23 protein-coding genes, 1 tRNA gene, 1 pseudogene and 1 riboswitch are annotated in these 20022 nt (G+C 65.4%); of the genes and pseudogenes, 9 read left to right on the top strand and 16 right to left on the bottom strand.

The genetic code is table 11. From position 1 onward, the window contains the following. Positions 1 to 31: 31 nt before the first annotated feature. Positions 32 to 700, top strand: coding sequence for a hypothetical protein (locus ABIB49_RS02220; RefSeq protein WP_226773676.1), 669 nt, complete (start codon positions 32 to 34; stop codon positions 698 to 700). Positions 701 to 869: 169 nt separating this feature from the next. On the opposite strand, the gene ABIB49_RS02215 is transcribed toward ABIB49_RS02220, so the two are convergent. From ABIB49_RS02215 to ABIB49_RS02195, 5 genes are all read right to left on the bottom strand, one after another. Continuing rightward, positions 870 to 1217 carry a winged helix-turn-helix domain-containing protein gene (locus ABIB49_RS02215; RefSeq protein ID WP_396021224.1) on the bottom strand — a complete coding sequence of 116 codons (348 nt, stop codon included), beginning with the start codon at positions 1215 to 1217 and terminating at the stop codon, positions 870 to 872. A 73-nt stretch (positions 1218 to 1290) separates the two neighbouring features. Continuing rightward, positions 1291 to 2403 carry a TerC family protein gene (locus tag ABIB49_RS02210; RefSeq protein WP_282468075.1) on the bottom strand — a complete coding sequence of 371 codons (1113 nt, stop codon included), beginning with the start codon at positions 2401 to 2403 and terminating at the stop codon, positions 1291 to 1293. Positions 2404 to 2642: 239 nt separating this feature from the next. Continuing rightward, positions 2643 to 3443, bottom strand: a complete 801-nt coding sequence (heR, locus tag ABIB49_RS02205; RefSeq protein ID WP_226773678.1) for a heliorhodopsin HeR — start codon at positions 3441 to 3443, stop codon at positions 2643 to 2645. 168 nt (positions 3444 to 3611) lie between these two features. Next, positions 3612 to 4139, bottom strand: a complete 528-nt coding sequence (locus ABIB49_RS02200) for a SixA phosphatase family protein (protein WP_226773679.1) — start codon at positions 4137 to 4139, stop codon at positions 3612 to 3614. 110 nt (positions 4140 to 4249) lie between these two features. Then, positions 4250 to 5113 carry a winged helix-turn-helix domain-containing protein gene (locus tag ABIB49_RS02195; RefSeq protein ID WP_226773680.1) on the bottom strand — a complete coding sequence of 288 codons (864 nt, stop codon included), beginning with the start codon at positions 5111 to 5113 and terminating at the stop codon, positions 4250 to 4252. A 683-nt stretch (positions 5114 to 5796) separates the two neighbouring features. Between ABIB49_RS02195 and ABIB49_RS02190 the strand changes: the two genes are divergently transcribed. The 3 genes from ABIB49_RS02190 to ABIB49_RS02180 all read left to right on the top strand — a co-directional run bounded on the left by ABIB49_RS02190 (position 5797) and on the right by ABIB49_RS02180 (position 9203). Then, complete coding sequence (locus tag ABIB49_RS02190; protein ID WP_354156615.1) at positions 5797 to 6537, top strand: response regulator transcription factor; 741 nt, start codon at positions 5797 to 5799, stop codon at positions 6535 to 6537. A 3-nt stretch (positions 6538 to 6540) separates the two neighbouring features. Next, entirely contained in the window at positions 6541 to 8172 is a 1632-nt protein-coding gene (locus ABIB49_RS02185) for a sensor histidine kinase (protein ID WP_283480405.1), read from the top strand. Positions 8173 to 8309: 137 nt separating this feature from the next. Next, a riboswitch (cyclic di-AMP (ydaO/yuaA leader) is annotated at positions 8310 to 8470 on the top strand. Beyond that, positions 8469 to 9203, top strand: coding sequence for an aggregation-promoting factor C-terminal-like domain-containing protein (locus ABIB49_RS02180; protein ID WP_283480404.1), 735 nt, complete (start codon positions 8469 to 8471; stop codon positions 9201 to 9203). It overlaps the preceding riboswitch by 2 nt. Before the next feature lie 42 nt (positions 9204 to 9245). On the opposite strand, the gene ABIB49_RS02175 is transcribed toward ABIB49_RS02180, so the two are convergent. The 4 genes and pseudogenes from ABIB49_RS02175 to ABIB49_RS02160 form a co-directional block, all read right to left on the bottom strand. After that, positions 9246 to 9929, bottom strand: coding sequence for an HAD-IA family hydrolase (locus tag ABIB49_RS02175; protein ID WP_226773703.1), 684 nt, complete (start codon positions 9927 to 9929; stop codon positions 9246 to 9248). Between the two features lie 54 nt (positions 9930 to 9983). Next, positions 9984 to 10260 (bottom strand): annotated as a pseudogene (locus ABIB49_RS02170) (VOC family protein); the annotation flags it as partial. A gap of 93 nt (positions 10261 to 10353) precedes the next feature. Continuing rightward, positions 10354 to 10989 carry a uracil phosphoribosyltransferase gene (gene upp, locus ABIB49_RS02165; protein WP_226773684.1) on the bottom strand — a complete coding sequence of 212 codons (636 nt, stop codon included), beginning with the start codon at positions 10987 to 10989 and terminating at the stop codon, positions 10354 to 10356. A gap of 12 nt (positions 10990 to 11001) precedes the next feature. After that, positions 11002 to 11844 carry a phosphatase PAP2 family protein gene (locus tag ABIB49_RS02160; RefSeq protein ID WP_396021225.1) on the bottom strand — a complete coding sequence of 281 codons (843 nt, stop codon included), beginning with the start codon at positions 11842 to 11844 and terminating at the stop codon, positions 11002 to 11004. Positions 11845 to 11915: 71 nt separating this feature from the next. Here ABIB49_RS02160 and ABIB49_RS02155 point away from each other — a divergent pair, with 71 nt between their 5' ends. Then, entirely contained in the window at positions 11916 to 12419 is a 504-nt protein-coding gene (locus ABIB49_RS02155) for a nucleoside deaminase (RefSeq protein ID WP_226773685.1), read from the top strand. Between the two features lie 33 nt (positions 12420 to 12452). On the opposite strand, the gene ABIB49_RS02150 is transcribed toward ABIB49_RS02155, so the two are convergent. After that, positions 12453 to 13715 carry a DNA glycosylase AlkZ-like family protein gene (locus tag ABIB49_RS02150; protein ID WP_226773686.1) on the bottom strand — a complete coding sequence of 421 codons (1263 nt, stop codon included), beginning with the start codon at positions 13713 to 13715 and terminating at the stop codon, positions 12453 to 12455. Positions 13716 to 14339: 624 nt separating this feature from the next. Here ABIB49_RS02150 and ABIB49_RS02145 point away from each other — a divergent pair. Further along, positions 14340 to 14654 carry a hypothetical protein gene (locus tag ABIB49_RS02145; protein ID WP_226773687.1) on the top strand — a complete coding sequence of 105 codons (315 nt, stop codon included), beginning with the start codon at positions 14340 to 14342 and terminating at the stop codon, positions 14652 to 14654. 125 nt (positions 14655 to 14779) lie between these two features. Next, complete coding sequence (locus ABIB49_RS02140) at positions 14780 to 15016, top strand: hypothetical protein (RefSeq protein WP_354156614.1); 237 nt, start codon at positions 14780 to 14782, stop codon at positions 15014 to 15016. A 148-nt stretch (positions 15017 to 15164) separates the two neighbouring features. Here ABIB49_RS02140 and ABIB49_RS02135 read toward each other — a convergent pair whose 3' ends face one another. Both ABIB49_RS02135 and ABIB49_RS02130 read right to left on the bottom strand, forming a co-directional pair. Next, on the bottom strand, positions 15165 to 15599 hold the full coding sequence (locus ABIB49_RS02135; protein ID WP_283480402.1) for a 6-pyruvoyl trahydropterin synthase family protein: 435 nt from the start codon (positions 15597 to 15599) through the stop codon (positions 15165 to 15167). Positions 15600 to 15643: 44 nt separating this feature from the next. Further along, positions 15644 to 16654 carry a zinc-dependent alcohol dehydrogenase gene (locus ABIB49_RS02130; RefSeq protein WP_283480401.1) on the bottom strand — a complete coding sequence of 337 codons (1011 nt, stop codon included), beginning with the start codon at positions 16652 to 16654 and terminating at the stop codon, positions 15644 to 15646. 151 nt (positions 16655 to 16805) lie between these two features. Here ABIB49_RS02130 and ABIB49_RS02125 point away from each other — a divergent pair. After that, positions 16806 to 16893: transfer RNA gene (locus ABIB49_RS02125), tRNA-Ser, on the top strand. Positions 16894 to 17104: 211 nt separating this feature from the next. Here ABIB49_RS02125 and ABIB49_RS02120 read toward each other — a convergent pair. The 4 genes from ABIB49_RS02120 to ABIB49_RS02105 form a co-directional block, all read right to left on the bottom strand. After that, complete coding sequence (locus ABIB49_RS02120; protein WP_226773690.1) at positions 17105 to 17335, bottom strand: hypothetical protein; 231 nt, start codon at positions 17333 to 17335, stop codon at positions 17105 to 17107. Then, entirely contained in the window at positions 17335 to 17664 is a 330-nt protein-coding gene (locus ABIB49_RS02115) for an ATP-binding cassette domain-containing protein (RefSeq protein WP_354156613.1), read from the bottom strand. The genes ABIB49_RS02120 and ABIB49_RS02115 overlap by 1 nt, the downstream gene beginning before the upstream one ends. Positions 17665 to 17668: 4 nt before the next feature. Then, entirely contained in the window at positions 17669 to 17866 is a 198-nt protein-coding gene (locus ABIB49_RS02110; RefSeq protein ID WP_283480400.1) for a hypothetical protein, read from the bottom strand. Positions 17867 to 18801: 935 nt separating this feature from the next. Further along, entirely contained in the window at positions 18802 to 19005 is a 204-nt protein-coding gene (locus ABIB49_RS02105; RefSeq protein WP_226773694.1) for a hypothetical protein, read from the bottom strand. Positions 19006 to 19141: 136 nt separating this feature from the next. Between ABIB49_RS02105 and ABIB49_RS02100 the strand changes: the two genes are divergently transcribed. Continuing rightward, on the top strand, positions 19142 to 19960 hold the full coding sequence (locus tag ABIB49_RS02100) for a pyruvate, water dikinase regulatory protein (RefSeq protein WP_283480399.1): 819 nt from the start codon (positions 19142 to 19144) through the stop codon (positions 19958 to 19960). Positions 19961 to 20022: the final 62 nt, after the last annotated feature.

Raw genomic sequence — 20022 nt, 5'->3', positions numbered from 1 at the left:
CCGCTCGGGGATGATGATTCACATGGGCCACATGAGTAACAGCGGCAAGTTTGCCATCGGTGCGTTCCTCGCCGCCCTGGCGCTTCTGGCGTTGGCTGGCATCACACTCCACGAAACGGTGTTCCTGTGGTTCCTGGCGGCCGCCGGGGCAGCCTATGTGGCCTGCGTTTCCGAGGTGGTCATCCGCCGGCGGCACCGGACGCTGGCAGCCAGCGGGATCGGGAGCATGCTGTTTATCGCCTTCGGCATAGCGTTCCTGCGACAGTGGGGATTGGCCTTCAACGCTGATCCGGATGCGATGTCGGCTCCGGTGGATTCGGACCACCCGGACCTGTACTTCTACCTCGCCGCCGCGGCCGGCGCAGCTACCCTGCTGCTGCTGGTTGCCGGAACCGTCCTCCCGGGGCGGGGCAGGCAACCGCGGCCCCGCGGTTCCGTTCCCGGCCGCCGTCCGACGGCCGCGCGGGGCACCGCTTCCAAAGCCCCGGCCGGCCGCCGCGCACCCTCCCGGACTGCCAGCCAGCGGCCGGCACCACGGTCCGCAGCGCCGCCGGCACGCGCTCCTGCCCCGCGGCCTGCAGCCCCGGGAGCCAGGCGTCCGGCCCCGTCCGCCGGGCGAACCACCGGCACAAAGTCCGTTGCCAAAGGCCCCGCCAAATCAGTGGAACGCACCCCGGCACGGTCGTCGACGCGCCGCTGAACTTCGGTGCGCCGGCCCCCCGCCGGGCATACCCCGGCTCAGCGCCGGCCCCCGGGCGGGCATACCCCGGCTCAGCGCCGGCCGCCGGGCATGCCCGGCGGGATCGTCTGCCCGGCTCGTGACCATCCCGTCCGGAAGAATTGTGGGATGGCTTGGCCCGGGTCGCGGCTCACGGTTCGGAGAATAGCTCGATGAGTCCGTCGATTTCCCGGGCCGCGGTGGTGGGGTGGCGGAAGTGCTGATGGGGTTCGATGGCGTACTGGGTGCGCCGTCCGACGCGGGTGCGGTGCAGGTACCCTCCGGTTTCCAGGTCCTTGAGGATCTGCAGGGCTGCACGTGGCGTTATGCCGACTCGTTCGGCGATGTCAGTGACCCGCAGCCGCGGATCCGTCGCCACGGCCAAAAGGACATGTCCGTGGTTCGTGAGGAAGGTCCAGGCCGGGCGTGGGGATGCGGCCGGCTCGGCGCGGATCATTTGATTCAGGATCGTGACTGGTCTGCTGGGCGGAACGGTCATGGTTGCTCCTGGCTGACGTGTGCGCTGGCGGGATCGGATTGCGGATGCGGCATAAGCAATAGTTCGTGTCCGCTCATCTGCGTTCACCCGGACCCGGACCCGGCGCGTCCGCGGAACCGCCGGTGTCACCGTTGCCGGGGGCATCGGCGGTGGCCGTGGTTGTTGCTTCCGTGCGCTGGCGCGCGCGTCCCCACAGTGGTTCCAGCTCGGCGATCTCCGCAGCCGAGGCGGTTCCGAACGGGGAGGATGCCGGCGCCTCGGGAACCGTGCGTTCTTGGCCCCGGGTGGCCCAGAGGCTGATTCCGATGGACACCGCCAGGATAGTGGCGATGACGGCCAGAGACAGCGGTGTGGGGATGTAGTAGAGGTCGATCTTAAGGAACATTTTGATGCCTACCCAGATCAGGACGAGCGCGAGTCCGATTTTGAGGTAGATGAAGCGGTGGATCATGTCAGAGAGTAGGAAGTACATTGCCCGCAGGCCCAGGATGGCGAACGCGTTGGCGGTGAAGACCAGGAACACTTCGTCGGTGACGGCGAAGATCGCGGGGATGGAGTCCACGGCGAAAATGATGTCGGTGACCTCAATGAGGGCCAGCACCGCGAGCAGCGGGGTGGCCAGCAGGACGCCGTCCTTGCGGATCAGGAAGCGCTGGCCGTGGAAGTCGTCCGTCATGGGCACACGCCGGCGGAAAAGTTTCAGTGCCCGGGACTTTTCCGGGTCAAGCACGTCGTTGCGGTGGCGGATCATCCGGTAGCCGGTGATGAGCAGGAACGCTGCAAAGAGGTACAGCACCCATTCGGCACTGGCGATGATTACCGCGCCCGCGGCGATGAAAACGCCACGGAAGACCAGCGCGCCGAGGACCCCGAAGAACAGGACCCGGTGCTGGTATTCGCGGGGTACCGCGAAGTACGTGAAGATAATTGCCCAGATGAACACGTTATCGACGGCGAGGGATTTCTCGATCAGGTAGCCGGCGAAGTATTGCTGGCCAAACTCCTGGCCGTAAATCTGCCAGATCAGGGCGCCGAAACCAACCCCGACAACAACCCAGACCGCGGACCATAGGGCCGCTTCCCGGACACGGATCACGTGTGCGCGGCGGTGGGCAAACAGGTCGACCGCAAGCATCAGGACGATGCCGCCAAGCACAGCCAGCCAAGCCCAAAAGGGAACATTCATGGGGATACCCGCTTCCAGTCAGCTCTAACCAACCGGAGGTCTTTCCCGGCCCAAAGGGGGCCTGCTCCGCCGGGCCGCTCAGGGGCGGCCGGGCTGACGACGAAACATCCAGGGGATACTCCCCTCCACGAACAGTGAAACACATTTCACCTGTTGCGGCAATGGCCGGTGGATTTCCCGGTATCCGGAAGTGACCGCCGCCCGCTGGTGGCCCGCCGGGCGTTCCCTCGGCCGCTCGGCTAGGTGAGTGCCGGGATAATCGCGCCCGAAAAAACCTGCCAGGCCAGCGCGGTCTTGGCGACAAGGCTCAGCGTAATGTAGGCCCGCTCGCCGCGCAGATAGTCCCGCCAGCCGCCGACCTGCCGGTACTGCAGCAGCTGGTTTATTGCGAACGTGTTGAAGAACAGGAACAGCGAAATGATGATCCCGTAGACAAAGGCCGGCGGGGAGGCCTCCGTGGTGGAGCCCGGAGCCAAGAAGTAAATGATGATCACGATCCACGGCACCACGCCCGCGATCGAGCCAAAGACAAACGGCAGGAACCTTCCGTTGCCGGGTGTTTCGTACTTTTCCTGCAGGGCCCCGAACATAATCATCGCCGCGTTGACGGCGAAGATCGAGAACAGCGCCGCGATATCCGTGATGCCGGTAATCTGGGCGATCAGCCAGATCATGATCGACGAACTTAGCGAGTACTCGACCCAGCGGAAGTAGTTGTGATTCGCCTTCAAGCCGGCCGCGTAGCGGGGAAAGAACCACGGCGATGAGATGAGGAAATGGAACACGGCAGACAACGCCAGGAACGCCACTACTCCCAGACCCACGTTCACATCGAACAAAGTTACCCGCTCAGGCGGCAGCGGAACACCTGGAGGACCGCTGAGGTAGTCGGCCGTGACCGCGAAGGTGACCTGGCTGCCCAGCAGGGTCAGTACGTAGGCGAAGCCGAGGGCCTGCACCAGATGCAGGGAGCCGGCCACGATGTTGTATGCCCTCAGCCGGGAGATCTTCTGATCGGCAGTGCGTACTTTCCGTGCCATCAGGAACTCCTTCAGAGTGGATGAGGCAGACACTAGCAGGGACGCAGGCGCAGAGGAACCCGTCGAGCTGAAGCACACACCGCTGATGGGCTGCGCCGGCATCGATCCGGCCGGCAGTTCGGGCCTGTTTCCAGGCTGCCGGACCGCTGAGACGACGTCGGCCGGGGATTATGTAGCCCTGGGAACCTTAAAGTGCGTGAGCCTCGCGTCCTGGCCGTCCAGTTCGGCCCAGGACTTCTCCGTCTCCATAACGGTCAGCGCACTGGTGGGGTATCGCGTGGCGGCATCCATATAGGCATCGTGGCTCGAGTCCCGGGACGCGAGGTGCATCGCGAGGTCCTGCACTCCGGGCATGTGCGAGATCACCATCAGGGTGGTAACGGTATCCGGGACGTGGTTGATGACTGTCAGCATCCGCGACGCCGAGGCGGCGTAAAGTCCGTGCTCAAGTTTCGGCGTCGGTGCCTTGTCGCCTAATTCGCTGCAAACCCAAGTGCAGGTCTGCCGCGTGCGCAGGGCGCTGGAGCAAAGAATAAAGTCCGGGACCACACCATGTTTCAGCAGCCACTTACCGGCCTGCGGAGCATCACGGTGACCGCGCTCTTCCAGCGGCCGGTCATGGTCCGCTACGCCGCCGGGCCAATCCGCCTTGGCATGGCGCATGATCACCAGCCGTTTGATGTGATGCGCGCTCATGGATCAATCCTAGTGCGGGGTATCACCCGGTCCGCGCAATCCGGAAACGCAAAAGCGCCCGCCCCGGTTCAAAGGACGGACGCTTTCGCGTGGGGCGTGTGGGCCCAACGCTAGATCGAGTACTCCGGTGCGGCCCAGACCACAACTTCCGGGTGCTCATAGAACCGGTAACCCTGGCCGCGGACCGTCCGCACCGTGTTGGCGAGGCGGCCGAGCTTGGAGCGCAGGCGGCGGATGTGGACGTCGATGGTCCGCTCGTTGGGCACTTCTTCGGCATTGCGCCACAGGCCCTCCAGCAATTCATCACGGCCTACGGTACGGGTGCCGTTCTCAACGAGGTAGTTGAGCAGCTCGAACTCCTTGAACGTAAGGTTCAGGGATTCGCCGTCGAGTGCCACTTCACGGCGGGCAAGGTCGATCAGCACACCGGACGGGCGGGGATCCTGCGGCTGCTGCAGGCGGGCGCTCTCGGACCGCTGGCGGGAGCCCACTGTGGGGTCGCCGAAGGTGGAACGGACGACGTCGAGGGCGGAGCCCGGCGCGCTGGCCGGTGCGACGGCGACGGCGGCGTAGCTTTCGGCACCGGATACCAGCGACTGGGCGTAGGCCCGGATTTCCTGGGCCAGCTTGGCAATGGAGGTGCCGGCAGCCGCTGCTGTCTCCTCATCGATACCCATGTAGAGCACAAAACCCCGGGCGACGTTGTCAACCGGGACGGGGCGGAGGGGGCTGCCGCCGGCAGGGGCAATCACGGGCGTCGGCGCAGTGGCCGGTGCCGGCGGAACAGCCCGGAGCTGTCCATAGGAGTTGGGGTTGTAGCCCTGGGGTGCAAAACCCGGAGTGGGGAAGCTGTTTCCGGAGCCGGCGGGCGCGAAGGATGCCCTGTCGCCGAAGCCTTGGCGAATACCGGAGGTCTGGCCGGCTTTGCCGGCGTTACGGACGGAGATGTGGACGTATCCGGATGCAACTGACATGGATTGCTTACCTCAATGTGAATGGCCGTCATCGCGGCTCGAATGCTACTTTTCCCCGCAATGAATACTGGGGAGGGGCGCCCGACACTGGGCTGGGGCGAATGCCTAGAAACCTTTGGGGTGTAAAGGTTAGGCGTGCATTCGACAACAGCGCTTCCCTGCGTCAGCGGGTGCGCTGATCCAGGAAACTGCGGCTGCAGGTGCTGTTGAGTTCTTGTTCACAATTGAAGTGTGCAACGTAACAATGAAAACTTGCAAGTAACAAAGGCTCCTGGATTCCACATTCTGAGACGAATATTCACAATGTGGTGCGGATCACGCTTCGGCCAAGAGGGCGAGTCGAGCAACAGATTTTACGATCAGCAAGCAAATGCTGCCTTTTGCGAATCCTATTCGGCAAATCGAGACAACGAGCATGCATAATTCTTTGCTGGCGAGTTGAGTGACTACTGGGCCGCCACTCCACGCGGGGCTGCCGTCCCACCTGGTGGTCATCCTGCTGCCGGGAAGCGCCCGGACCCGGGATCACGCAGCTTGGCGACCGCCCAGCGGCTTATCTTGGCGACCGCATCAGCAGGACGCTGCCGTGGGCAGTCTCCTCTCCAGCTCGCTAGGGTGGGATTCACAGGTGCCGCACAGGATCACCAAAGGCGTAGCTAACCGGCAGATCGGAGAGTTGTCCCATGGCCACCTCGCACTCCATGACCAACAACCTCCCGCAGCTGAGCCATCCGGACGGCTCCCCCATCCGCGCCCTGGTAGTGGACGATGAACCGAGCCTCTCCGAGCTGATGAGCATGGGCCTGCGAATGGCGGGCTGGTCGGTGGCTGTCGCCGCCGACGGACCGGAGGCCATGAAGCTCGCCCGGGAATTCCGGCCCGACGTCCTGGTGCTCGACGTGATGCTGCCCGGGTTCGACGGCGTCGAGCTCCTCGGCAGGATCCGGGCCTTCGCGCCGGAGGTACCGGCATTGTTCCTGACGGCAAAGGACGACGTCCAGGACCGCATCACCGGGCTGGCTGCCGGCGGCGACGACTACGTGACTAAGCCGTTCAGCATGGAGGAAGTGTTGCTCCGCCTGCACCGGCTGGTCCAGCGGTCCGGGGTGGCAGCAATGGATACGGCCGAACTCGTCGTCGGGGACCTTGTCTTGAACATCGACACACGGGAAGTGCGGCGCGCAGGTGACGAGCTCCACCTCACGGCCACCCAGTTCGAGCTGCTGCGCTACCTCATGGAGAACCCGAAACTGGTCGTCAGCAAAGCCCAAATCCTGGACCGTGTCTGGGACTACGACTTTGGCGGGCAGGCCAACATCGTGGAGCTCTACATCTCCTACCTCCGCAAGAAGGTCGACGCCGTCCACCCGCCGATGATCCACACGGTCCGCGGCGCCGGCTATGTCCTGAAGCCGGCGGACTGAATCGTGCCTGTCCGTTCCGGCAGGGCCGGCCCCGCCGGACCCGTGTGGCACACCCCTTCCAGCTGGCACCTGCGCACCCGGCTTGTTCTGGTTGCCATGGCCCTTCTGGTGGCGATCTGCGGTGCTGTCGGCCTAGTCAGTTACGCCTCGATGGATTCCTTCCTGACCAGGCAGCTCGACACACAACTCGAGCAAGCCGCGGACCGTGCCCGCGAGTTTGGCCGCACCGGCGGCCGCGCCGACCCCCTTGAGGCCCGGGGCCAGGGAATCGGGACCCTTAACGCCAGGATCGTGGCCGGCTCGGTACGCGGCGCCGGTTTCCTCGCCGAAGACGCCACCCGAAAGTCCCTGACCAGGGAGGACAACGCAGCTCTCCTGTCGCTCCCTGCGAGCAGCGAGCCGGTCAACCGGTCTCTTTCCGCCGGGGCCTATCGGCTGGTAGCTTTCACGGCCCCGGACGGCGGCGTGATCGTGACCGGGCTGCCGCTCGCCGAGAAATTGAACACGCTGGCCTCTTTGGTTTGGACTATGGTGCTTGTCTCTGCGGGCGGCCTTGTTGTCATTGGCCTCGCCGGCACGGCGTTGATTCGCCGCACCATGAAGCCGCTCGATCAGCTCTCCGAGGTGGCCACGAAAGTGTCCCGCCTTCCCCTCGACGCCGGAGAAGTCGGACTTGCCATGCGGGTGCCCGCATCCGCAGCACATCCCGGCACCGAGGTGGGCAGTGTTGGCCACGCCCTGAACCTGATGCTGGACAATGTGTCCAGCGCACTCGAAGCCCGGCAGAAGAGCGAAATGAAGGTCCGCCAGTTTGTCGCAGACGCCTCGCACGAGCTGCGCACACCCCTGACGGCGATCCGCGGGTACACCGATCTGATGCGGATGACCGAACACTTCACCCCAGACGGCGAGAAGTCCCTGGCCCGGGTGCAGAGCCAGTCCGAGCGGATGACCACCCTGGTGGAGGATCTGCTCCTGCTTGCCCGGCTGGACGAGGGCCGGCCGCTCCGCCTCAGCGACGTGGACCTCACCCAGCTGGCCATCGAGACGGTGAGCGACGAAAAAGTGATGGCACCGGACCGGGTATGGCACTTGGAGCTCCCGGCGGAGCCGGTGGTGGTCCGCGGCGACACGACCCAGCTCCACCAGGTTCTGGCCAACCTGCTCTCCAACGCACGCAAGCACACTGGAACCGGCACCACCGTGGTGACAGCTGTGCAGCGGGCTCCCGACGGCACCGCCGTGATGACCGTAACGGACAACGGCCCCGGGATCGCCCCGGAGTTCGTGGACCGGGTCTTTTCGAGGTTTACGCGCGCGGATGCGTCGCGCAGGAATCCTGCAACCGGTACAACGCCGGTGTCCGGCCGGCCTCGCCCGCTCGTGCCGCTGCGCGCACACCGGCTGCCGTCCGCACCGGGTGCGGACTCACCCCTCGCCGCCGCGGCTGCCGGCCCGGCCCGAACTGCCGCGTCGTCTGAGGGCACCAGCGGGCTGGGATTGTCAATTGTGCAGTCGATTGTGGAAGCCCATGGCGGCACTGTCAGCGTAACGTCGGTGCCGGGCCGGACCGAGTTCACCGTTCGGCTGCCGGACGCTCCGGCCGAGGACCGGACACCCCGCCGCTCCAGCTAATCCGCGAAGCAATCCGCCGCGCCGAACCCGCCGCTCCTGTTATCGAAATGTGACATTGGCGTTCCGGTCCTGTACCGTTTTTAGCGTGCGGTCATCACTCGGACCGCATATCCGGATGCACGCCAAACTCTGCCGCCTCCCGGATTCCGCTGGATTAGGCAGAGGCGGGGGACCCAGAGTTCCCGGGCATTTCTGCACATTGCGCCCTTGGGGTGAAGCCGTCACGTGAGATTCCGTGCGGCCGGGTGACCTCATCCGAACCCGACAGCTAACTCCGCAGGCGTTGAGAGGCGACCATGACTGAATTCACGGTACAAACACGCCCTGAGGGCGATGTAAAGAGGCGCTCCAAGCCGTCGCGACACCGCGCCGAGCCCGCCAAACCGGCGTCGGCCCTGTCCCGGTTCACCACCGGCCTGGGCTCCACCGGCCGCCGGGCGGCAGTTGTCGCAGCGGCGTGTGCAGTGCTCGTGGGAGCCGGCGCCGCCGGCCAGGCGTCGGAGACAGCCACCCGCAACGCCAGCAGCGCCAGCAGCGCCACAAAATCGGCAGTCAGCGCGGATCCGCTGCAGCACCTCGACTTTGAACGCGTCCTGGTGGCGAACCAGACCGTTAGCCCGCCGGCCGATGCCCCGGCCCCGGTCGCCGAGGTTAAGCCTGCCGAGTTACCGGCCCCCGCCGCCGCACCGGCGCCGGAGCCCGCGCCGGTTCCTGTTGCCGTTGACGATCCCGCCGGAGCGCAGGCTTATGCGGCCAGCCAACTGGGTGCCCACGGCTGGGACGCCGGCCAGATGCAGTGCCTGGTCAAACTCTGGACCAAGGAGTCTGACTGGAAGACTACTGCCACCAACCCGAGCAGCGGCGCCTACGGCGTGGTTCAGTCCCTCCCGGCCGAGAAGATGGCCAGCGCAGGCGCCGACTACCTCACGAATTACCGGACGCAGATCAACTGGGGACTGAACTACGTCCAGGAACGCTACGGCTCACCGTGCGGGGCGCTGAACTTCCACTACGCGAACAACTGGTACTGAGCTGCGGCGGAGGCACCGGCCCTTCGAAACGGGGCCACGGTTTCACAGCCGGAAAGAGATGATGCTGCGGCCGGCGTCGTCGACCCCGACCTCGCACAAGACGGCTGAGTAATCGGCGATGCGCAGAACGCCGTCGGGCAGTTCGCCGGGGTTCGGGCCTACCGCCACCGTCCGCATCCCGGCAGCCAGGCCGGCGGCGATGCCGGCCGGCGCGTCCTCGAAAACCACGGCGTCCGCCGGGTCCACTCCGAGCAGTTCGGCCGCGCGCAGGTAGCCTTCCGGGTGTGGCTTACCGCGGCCGACGAGATCTGCTGTCACGGCGGTGGCGGGCAAGGCAAGACCGGCGGCGGCCATCCGAATGTCTGCCAGCAGCCGGTCCGCCGATGTCACCAGGGCGACGGCGTCCGCCGGCAGCAGGCGCAGCAACCCGGCAGCGCCCGGCAATGCCACGATGCCGGCAGTCCTGGCGCGTTCCATGGCACCCAGTTCCGCGGTGAGGGCCGCGACGTCGGCTCCCGCCGGCGCGAAGCGCCGCACCGTGTCCGCTGCCTGAACGCCATGGGAGGTGCGCAGGATCTCGGCAAGGTCCAGACCATAGCGGGCAGCAAACTCCCCCCAGACCTGTTCCACCGCTGCGGTGGAATCAACGAGAGTCCCGTCCATGTCAAAAAGCACCGCCCGGACGGTGAAGGCGGTCGGAAGCGCGGTGCCGGTAACTGAAGTCATCGTCCCATCTTGCCGCGTACCAACCGGATGTTCCGGATCCCTTGGCTGTCCGGAGCCGGTTGACCGTGCCGTGAGCTGTTGCACCGCCCACTTGTTGCCGTCGGGATCGGCAAAGTAGAGGAAATGTCCCCAGTCCTGGACATCGACGCCGCTGCCGTCCACGCCGTTGTCCTTGAGCTGCTTGTGGGCGGCCTGAATGTCGCTGACCACGAGTTGCAGGGTCGGTGCCGTACCCGGCGGTGCATCGCTGGGGCCCTCACCGAACGCGATCGAGCAGCCCGAGCCCGGCATCGGATACGGGAATTAAAATGAGTTCGAGTTTCCAGTCCATGGGCTCAGGCCAGTCCCGTGTTGAGTTTCCCGGCAGGCCGGGCCCCCACTGGTGGGAAGGTCCGCCGCGCCGGTGTTGCTGCCGGGCGCTGGCTCAGCCGGCCACACCGTAGAGACGGTCGCCGGCGTCGCCCAGACCCGGGACGATATAGGACTTCTCGTTGAGCTTCTCGTCGATCGAAGCAAGCACGATCGTGACGTTGGCGTCAGCCAGCTCTTCTTCCAGCTTCGCCAGGCCTTCCGGCGCGGCCAGCAGGCAGATGCAGGTGACATCGGAGGCGCCGCGTTTGAAGAGGAACTTGATGGCCTCGCGCAACGTCCCGCCGGTGGCAAGCATGGGGTCCAGGACGAAGATCTGCCGGTCCGTGAGGTCCTCGGGGAGGCGCTCGGCGTACGTGATGATGTCCAGGGTTTCTTCGTCGCGGGCCATGCCCAGGAAACCGACCTCAGCGGTGGGGACCAGCTTGGTCATGCCCTCGAGCATGCCGAGGCCGGCTCGCAGGATGGGGACAACCAACGGAGTCGGTTTGGTGAAGGCGGTGCCAACTGTGGTGCTGACCGGCGTCTCGATGGTCACCGGTTGGGTGCGGACATCGCGGGTGGCCTCATACGCCAGGAGCGTGACGAGCTCCTCGGTGAGCTGGCGGAAGACCGGGGACGGGGTGTTTTTGTCCCGCAGAACGGTGAGTTTATGGGCGACCAGCGGGTGGTCCACAACGAAAGTGCGCATGGGTCAAAACTATCACCCGGCGGATGGGGTCCTGCCCGTGGGACCGGGGGCGCCGGCGTCGCGCTCCTCACCCGCAGTGCTGCCGCCGGTGGCGTCGGCGTTAAGGTGGACCTCGTTGTCAAACGTCGGGGCTGGACCGGCCTGTTCGCGGTGCCGCAGGACGTGGAAGAGCCGGTGGGCCAGGATCACTATCCCGACCCATGCCAGGCCCAGAATCCAGCCGAAGATTACATCGGTCATCCAGTGGTGGCCCAGATAGACCCGGCTCATTCCCATCGCGAAGATGAAGACCGCGCCGGCCGCTATCAGGCCCACCCGGGCGATGGTGCGTGTGATCTGCAGGCATGCGAGGTACACCACCAGGCCGATCACCACAGTGGTATTGAGCGTGTGGCCGCTGGGGAACGACGGCGATGACTCATAAGGCGGCACGGCGTCGGTGTGGTCCGGGCGGGTCCGGCCGATCAGTTTCTTGCCGATGGCGGTTGCCGTCACAGAGACCGCGGCGGCGCCTCCGATCAGGATCAGCGGCCGCCAGGTCCGGCTGGCCCAGATGAGCGCCGCCGTAAGCAGGCTGGCCAGGATGGGCATCCCGATCCCGCCGCCGATATTGGTGAATCCCGTGACGAACGAGTCGAGGGCGGGACTGCGCAACTGTTCCATCATCCCGAGGGTGGGCTTGTCCAGGTTGGCCAGGCCGGCGTCGTCCACCACGTTGTCGTAGACCTCGGCGCTTAGCAGGGCCAGGACCAGCACCACCACACCGCCGATCAGCATCGTGGCCCACAGCGCCGCGTAGGGCACCACCCATTTACCCCAACGGCGGGTCAACCAGCGCTCTGTCCCGGTCTTCACGGTTTCTCCCGAATGTCGTGCCGGGCAGCCGGGCTGCACAGCTTGCTTACTGTCGAAACTATCATTGAGCCATGACTTCCCCGCACCCCCGCCATGCCGATTGGATGGGCCTGGCCCTTGAGGACGCTCGTGCCGCACTGGCCACTGCGGACGTACCGATCGGCGCCGTTGTCATCGGTCCGGACGGTACGGTGCTCGGCCGCGGCCGCAATGAACGCGAGGCCCTCGGGGACCCGACGGCGCACGCCGAGATGGTAGCCATCCGGGCGGCTGCCGCGCGGCTGCAGGAGCCTGATTCGCGGGGCCGGAACGGCGGGGACGGCTGGCGTTTGGCGGACTGCACCCTGGTGGTGACCCTGGAGCCTTGCGCCATGTGTGCCGGGGCCGTGGTGTTGGCCCGGATTCCGCGCGTGGTATTCGGAGCGTGGGACGAGAAGGCCGGGGCCGCCGGCTCCGTCTTCGACATCCTCCGCGAGCGCCGGCTCAACCACTGGGTGGAAGTGTATGGCGGGATAAGGGAGTCCGAAAGTGCGGCGCTGCTGCGGGATTTTTTTGCCGGGCACCGCGGCAGCTAAGCCCGGCCGGGTCCTCTTCACCGCTTCCGCACACTAGCTGGAGCCGGTTGCGGCTGCCGCCAGGCCGTCGATGCGCTTTTGCCGGGTGGCCGGCGAGTCGAGGCTGAAGGCGCGAAAGTCGCCCAAGTCCGCACGGATCCACTCCTGAACTTCGGCGATCCGCCGGATCACGGCAGCCGTAGGCCGGTGGAACAGCCACGGCACGATCCGTTCCTTCCCGGGATCGTACTGCCAGAGTCCGATGATCCGGCCTCGGTCGAAAATCGGGTGATCCGGAAGGTCCGCCTGAAGGGCAAGCGAACCCCTTGTTATCAGGTGCCGGTCCTCCTCGGCCAGCATTTCCGCCGCGTTGCGCCGCAAGAGCGTCAGTGAGTCGGTTCCGGCGAGCAGCTGGATCTGCTCGCCGGCTGGCTCCTCGAAGGCCGCGAGACGCCCGACGTCCGCGGGCAGCATCCACAGCGCCTCGCCGGCGGCAGTGGCTACTTCCGCCGCGCCCGCTGCCGCAAGCGCCGCCTTGCTCTGGGCCACTGTAAAAGCCGTGAACCATTGTGACTGCTTGAACGTGGCCCCTCCGGTCCAGCCGAGGTAGCGACGGATCAGTTCGGTGCGGGCTTCGTCATCGTCGATCTGGCCCGGCGGCAAATTCCACAGGTCATAGGCGTAGCGCTGCTGGTCCAGTCGTCCGTTGGCCGGAACCCGGCGAATCCGCCCCTGCGACTGCAGGATTCCCAGGGCTGTGGGCAGCGTGGTGGCGGCGCCCTTCTTTTTGCCTTCCTCGCCGAGGTTCCGCACCGAATCGCCCAACTCCTCCTTGAGCTGCCGGGGGTCCATCGGGGCTGCTGCCTCGGCCAGGGTATGGAGCACCTGCTCCTCCAGCAGTGTGATTTCGCCGCGGTCCACGCCGAGCCTGCCGAGCACCTTGACCGCGGAGTCGGCCGCATCCCGGCCGAGCCGCAGCGCCCACGCAAAGTCGTCCCGGCCCATAACGTAGGTGCAGCCGCGCGCAGCCGGGAGTTCCAGGATCCGGCGCGCCAGGACATCGGCGTCCGCCTGTTCGCGGCGGATTCCAGCCCGGGCAAAGAGTGCGAGGTAGGGGTTGGCGCCACCCACGGAGCGGGCCCATCCGGCCCGGGCGAACACCTGCTCCGCGGTACAGCCGGTCAACGAGCCGTCCAGTCCCTGCTTGTGCCAGGCCCACGCGCGCAGCCGCTCCCGGGTGAGGGTCCCGGCCGGCGGCGTGTTCGCCGGGGGTGGCTGCGTAGAAAGTGGCTGCGAAGTAAGTGGCTCGGGGGTCATGGGGTCATTGTCCCCCTGCCGATGCGGCAGGGGAATCTTCCACGGCAGGCATTTTCCGGCGGTCCGGCCGTCGGCGGCCCGGCCGGACGGTCCGGTTTCAGCATTTCACCCGGACCGGCCCCTGGCATCCCAGCCGGGCCGACCGTTCCCCTCAAGAAACCTGAAGATGTACAACATCCCCGGTAAAACCCCCTCGCCGGGGTTGACAAGGAGCAGGCTGCCAGACAGTGTCAAGCATGGTTATTCCATTTATTGGATAAAACAAGGGAGATCCATGAAAAAGAAGGCTCGCGCCGCTTTGGCCCTCATAACGGCCTGCGGTTTGGCACCGATCGGGGTTGTAGCCTCTTCGGCCCCCGCCAGTGCCGCCAACTTGGGGCACTGCTCATCATTGACCCTCGACAGGGTCTCGTACTTCCCAAACCATGATTACGTGGTTGGCTCCTGCGTTCCCCCCAAGAAGGGCCCGGGCGCTCGACTTATGCTTCGCGTCGAATGCCACGTGACCGGCTGGAGGAACGTGTACGTCACGCTCAACTATGGGGCGTCGTTCCGCGTCGACTCCGGGTGTGGAGGATGGGGCGCCCGCCAGGTTACCTACAGTCCGACCTAAGGAACAACTTGATGAAAAAACTTCGTACACTCACGGCCTCCCTCGGGACCGCGGCCCTCAGCGCAATGTTCCTTATTGGTGCACCGGCACCAGCAATGGCCGGCGTTGGTGGATGCTCATCGCTGGCCGCCGACGGGCAATACATCGTGGGCAGCTGCACCGCCAACAACCCCGGCCCCAACGCAACGATCACCGTGGCTCATTCTTGCTTCGGCCTAAAAAACGGCGCAAGCATCCGCAAGACGATCACCGTGGGCTACGGATCATCCTTTAGGGTGAAATCTTCGTGCTGGACCTGGGTCACACAACTGGATCGCGTGGGGTAACGTCCAGGCCAACAAAAACGAGGTGGCACTGCCCGCGTCGGACACTCGACGCTCGCCTGCCGTGTGCGGCAGGCGAGCGAATAGTAGTTTCCAAAACCAATTGATCGACACGATGGAGATTGAAATTGAAACGTAAACTGATCGCTTTCCTGGCTGCCCCTGCGGCGGCCGCGGCGGTATTTATTGGTGGAGCGCTGCCAGCACAAGCGGCCACGCCCCGGGTGTCTTATTACTCATCCCTTTCCCAGTGTTCCCAGGCTGCCGACTACTTCAGTCAGCGCGGCACAATCGTGCAGTTTTGTACCGCCGATGTCTACATAAACGGGAAGCCGTCCAGGTGGCGATTGATGTACAACCTGTAGGAACCGGGTCACCCGGCACATTGGCGTTGAACCAGCCTGCGATGATCACAAAGTACGCGGGCGGTTAGCCTCGTAAGCCTGAATCACGCAGCTGCGGATTGGCCGCCAGGAACCCGGAGCGGGGCAGGCACGCCGGAGGCAGGGAGCGTTAAGCTGCACCCTGCTTTCGGTCGTCGCCGGCATCCGGGCCAGCCTCGAAGTCGAGCGTGTAGCTGGCCCACGCGTCGGGGGTTTCGCGCAAGGTAACGTCCAGCCCGGCGAGCTCTCGCCCGTCCGCGCCGGTGCAGATCCTGGCCGCTACGGCGTCGGCTATGTACTGGGCCAGGGCCTCGGTGGTGCTGAGCCTGCCGGCAAAATCAGGGTGCTCGTCAAGGTTCTTGTAGTTCAGGCCGTCAAGGATGGAATCCAGCACGGTGCCCGCCTCGCCAATATCCACAACGATCGAGTCACCGTTCAGGGCGCGACGGCGGAAGGTCACTTCCGTGACGAAAGTGGCGCCGTGCATCCCCTGGGCGGGCCCGAAGGCAGGGCGCGGGAGGCTGTGGGCGATCATAAAGTTGCGGCGGACGGTCAGGCTGAACACGGATTTACCTCGTGGCTTCTGTGGGGGCTGGCTGTACGGATTTGCTACGCACTCGCCGGGTATTCAATAACATGGCAGAGCGCGTCCAGTACGCCGTCGGAGAGCTGCTGGACGACGTCGGGCAGCTGCGCGAGCGGGGACGAGCCGGTGAGGAACACCTCGAAGGCGGGATCGCTCAGCAGAGCGACGGCGAGCCGCAGCCGGTCGGCGTTGGTGCGGCGGTGCCGGCGCGCGCGGGCCACAACGCCCACCTGGCTGGCGCGGATGGACAGCCTGCGGGCGTGGAAATCTTCGCCCAGCGGGACGCTAACTTTACGGTCGGCGTACCAGGACATTTCGATGACGTCGCCGTCGTCGCCCGCGAGCTGCAGGGCTCGCCCGAGGCCCGCTTCCGAAGCGGAGCAGTGGATAACGATGTCGCAGTCGCCCAGGGCATCGTCCGGGTGGCTGAACTCCACGCCGAGCGTCTCGGCGAACGCCCGCTTGGCCGGGTCGACGTCGATCAGCTGCAGCCGTCCGAGCGGGAAGGAGCCCAGGAGCTTGGCCACCATGCCGCCGACGAGGCCGGCGCCGATGACGGCGACGCGGTCACCCAGGCGGGGACCGGCCTCCCAGATCCCGTTGATCGCGGTCTCGACGGTGCCGGTCAGCACGGCGCGGCGGGCCGGCACGTCCGCCGGAACCACGGTGAGTGACTCCACCGGGACGATGTACAGGTCCTGGTGCGGGTACAGGCAGAATACCGTTTTGCCCGCCCAGTCCGCAGGGCCCGCCTCAACGACGCCGACGGAGAGGTAGCCGAACTTCACCGGGGACGGGAAGGAGCCTTCCTGGTTAGGGGCGGCCATTTCCTCCGCCACGCACTCCGGCACGCGGGCGTTGTGGACCACCAGCTCGGTGCCCTTGCTGATGCCGGAGTAGAGGCTCCGCACCAGCGCCTCGCCGGGCCCGGGGGCCGGCAGGTCCTCGCGCCGGAGCTCGCCCTTTTCCAGGCCGACCGTCCAGTAAGCGGTGGCGGTTCTCTGCTGCGGTGGTTGCTCGTCTGAATTGCTCATCCTGCTGACGAATCTAGTCCCCTACCCATGCGCGGGGAAGCCCGGGCCATCCCGGGCGCGCCGCCGCCAGCGGTCCCCGGGGCGCCGCTGGGTGATCTGCCGGGGTGCCGTTTTGTGCATCAGCGCTTGGCTCCGGTAACCTATTCAGGTTGGTGACGTGTCCGAGCGGCCGAAGGTGCAACACTCGAAATGTTGTTTGGTGAAAGCCAACGTGGGTTCAAATCCCACCGTCACCGCCAATGAGAAAGGCCCTGCTTCCCTTGTAAACAAAGGGAAGCAGGGCCTTTTGCTTTGACCTGGATGGACTCATCGGCAAAGACCTGGCAATACTGGCGTCCTTGCCGCTAGGACGTTTCCGCCGCCGGACGACCCGTACCTGCAATCGGGCCGAGGACTCGATCTGCGCGCAATCGGCTTCGTTCTGGGCGGCTTGAAACAGCCAGCCGGCTATCACCGGTTGCCGCGGCCAGCTCCAGTCCGGAGCGCGCGTTCGAGCAGGACCAGCCGGGCGGCCCAGAACACGAACAGGAAAGCACCAGCTGCCAGGAGCAAAGCGTCAGGCCAGCTGAAGCCCCGCTCCAGCAGCCGGAACCATGCCGGGCCGGCAACCGTCGTCGAAACGAAGATCCCCAGCCACCCTGCCAGCCGCGTGCCATAGCGTTCGGTTGGCGTCTTCTCCATCAGTCCCCCTGCATGATTGAAGTACGATGCCGCCCTTGCGGGCTGTCGACGACACGATGCCTAGCCCATCGATCTCGTCCAGTGTTGCCACAATGGCCGCACAGGACTGCGGTGAGCCGGCCTGGGTCTCGCCGCGCCAAAACACCTGCTGCAGTCGGATTCATCAGTCCACAGAGAATCTTCAGGAGGGTCGACTTCCCGGCCCCGTTCGGACCGAGCAGACCGACACACTCGCCCCGGCCAATACCGAAGGTCACTCCTGCGATGCCTGTTTTCTGTCCATACCTCTTTTCCAGGCCTGTCACTGAAACGATTGGTTGCGCGGCCATAGGATTAGCTCCGCTCCCGCAGGAGTCCGATGAAAACCCCGAGCACAACCAGCAGGATCAGGCCGACAGCCAACGTAATGCCCAGGAGGACGGGCTGGGTGCCAGTCGCGGCCAGCATCGCGGTCAGGCCGCCCAGCGTGGCTACGAGGGCACCAAGTACGGCGATAAGGGGGATGGTTGCCTTGCCTTGCGTCATTCGCATCGTCGCTCTTTTCTGCAATTTGATGTCGTGGGAAATGCCTGTGGGGGCGGAAATAAGACTTCCACCCCCACAGGGACAATCATTTCTAGGTGATGGCTACGCCGATGCCGATCCCACCGTAAACAAGACCGCCGCCAACAACTGCGCCTACGCCTACTCCGGCAACCCCTTCGCCCCATCCGGGCGCGTCGATCTCTTCAGGCTGCTCAATCTGAGCGAGTCGGTTCTCCACAGTCCTTAACTCCCCTCAGAAGTAGCAGGATGCAATTGTCCATTCGCTGGACAAAAAGAGAATATAACAGACCGAACGTGAAGCCTTGCCGCAGCAGGGCCGACACTCCTCATGTGACTTGCAGTTCACCGGGGAGCATGAAGTAATCCTGACGCCAACGGAGTGGGAGCTGCCGAAACTTGGAAGGCGCGAGGATTCCGGCCTAGCCCGGGCCCCGGAATGATGCCGCTGCCATGGGCATCCGGCCGTAGAAACCCCAACCGGTTCAGCCTTCAGCGAAACTACGCACTGCGCGGCTCAGCCCAGCCGCGATCGTGGGGAATGTCGCGGAATCGGCGGTACGGCCCGGTGCCGCCGTCGAGAATTGCGTAGGTGTCCGCGCGGGTCGCGAACGACAAAACCGAACTTCTCGACCTTATTGCCACGGTTGCGAAGATCGCCGACGGAGGGGAGCTCTGATGGGCCACGGATCTGAACGCTGGCGTTGCGGCGCCGTTGGCCGCACACGCGCAGCAGCTGCTCTGCATCCCCGGACGGGTCGCACACCATGCGGCCGCGACCTATCTCGGAACTGGCAAAACCGACGCGAAGCCTCCAACCGGCTTGTGCTGCGGCTCAGGATCAGATCAGCGCTGACCCGCAGCTGCCCACTGCCCGTCGAACGGATCTGATGTGAGCCCGGGATCCTTGCTGGCGCCCACGCCTAGCCCGCCGGGTGCGCGACGTCTTCCAGCACCGTCCGGTCGAAGAAGCGGATTTCGCCGGTTTCGGGGAAATACACGGGAACAACAGAAGTGCTGGGGTCCTTCGAAGTTTCGTAGATTTCGGGGGCACCGCCGTGCCTGCGGGCAATGGTTCCGACCAGGTCCGTACCGCGGACCTTGACGGTCCGGTATTTGTAGCTCATGCGGGCTCCTTAGGTGAGGTGGGACACAGCCTACTCCCCGCCGTCGGGCCGGCACGGGCCGAGCCGGCCGGCGCCGGCGACACCGTCGGGTGCGTCGCGGAAGAATACCCGGCCCGCACTGGGGCACAATGCGTCTATGACCAATGACGCTCCACGCCCGGTCTACTTTCTTTCGGACAGTACGGGCATCACCGCAGAAACGCTCGGCAACACCCTGCTGACTCAATTCCCCGAGAACCTTTTTGACCGCATCACGGTCCCGTTCATCACCACTGTCGACCAGGCCAGGGCCGTCGTCAAAGTCATCGACAACCTAGCCTCCACCGGACTGCAGCCAATCGTCTTCTCCACCGCCGTCGGCAGCGACATCCGCCAGGCTCTGGGCACCTGCAACGGGATCATCGTGGACCTCATCGGCACGCACGTCGGGCAGCTGGAGCGGGCCCTCGGAAGCGAAGCCAGCGGCGAACCGGGCCGGGCCCACGGCCTGGGCAACGCCGCCCGCTACCAGTCCCGGATGGCCGCCGTCGAATACGCAATGGAGCACGACGACGGGCAGAGCCTGCGTGCGCTCGAGAAAGCCCAAGTGATCCTGGTGGCGCCGTCGCGCTGCGGCAAGACCCCCACCACCATGTACCTGGCGCTGCAGCACGGCATCTTCGCCGCCAATTTCCCGCTGGTGGACGAGGATTTTGAACGCGAAGGCCTCCCCAAACCGCTGCGTCCCTTCGTGTCGAAGTGCTTCGGCCTCACCACCAACCCGCTCCGGCTGAGCCAGGTCCGCACCGAACGCCGCCGCGGCTCGCCCTACGCGTCGCTGCGGCAGTGCGGCTTCGAGCTGCGCAGCGCCGAGCGGCTGTATGTCTCGCACGGGATCCCCTACCTGAATTCGGCCAGCGTGTCCGTCGAGGAAATGGCCGCCACCATCCTCCAGAGAATGAACCTTAAACACTAGGCCGTCGATTCACCAGTGTTGCGTGGGCCACATCAGCTGGAACCACCGGCGCGGACCTGTCA

It is taken from the genome of Arthrobacter sp. UYCu512, from assembly GCF_040547075.1.
In the GTDB taxonomy this organism is placed as follows: Bacteria; Actinomycetota; Actinomycetes; order Actinomycetales; family Micrococcaceae; genus Arthrobacter.
Note: the sequence above shows the minus strand (reverse complement) of the source record. Positions and strands in the feature narration are given on the sequence as shown.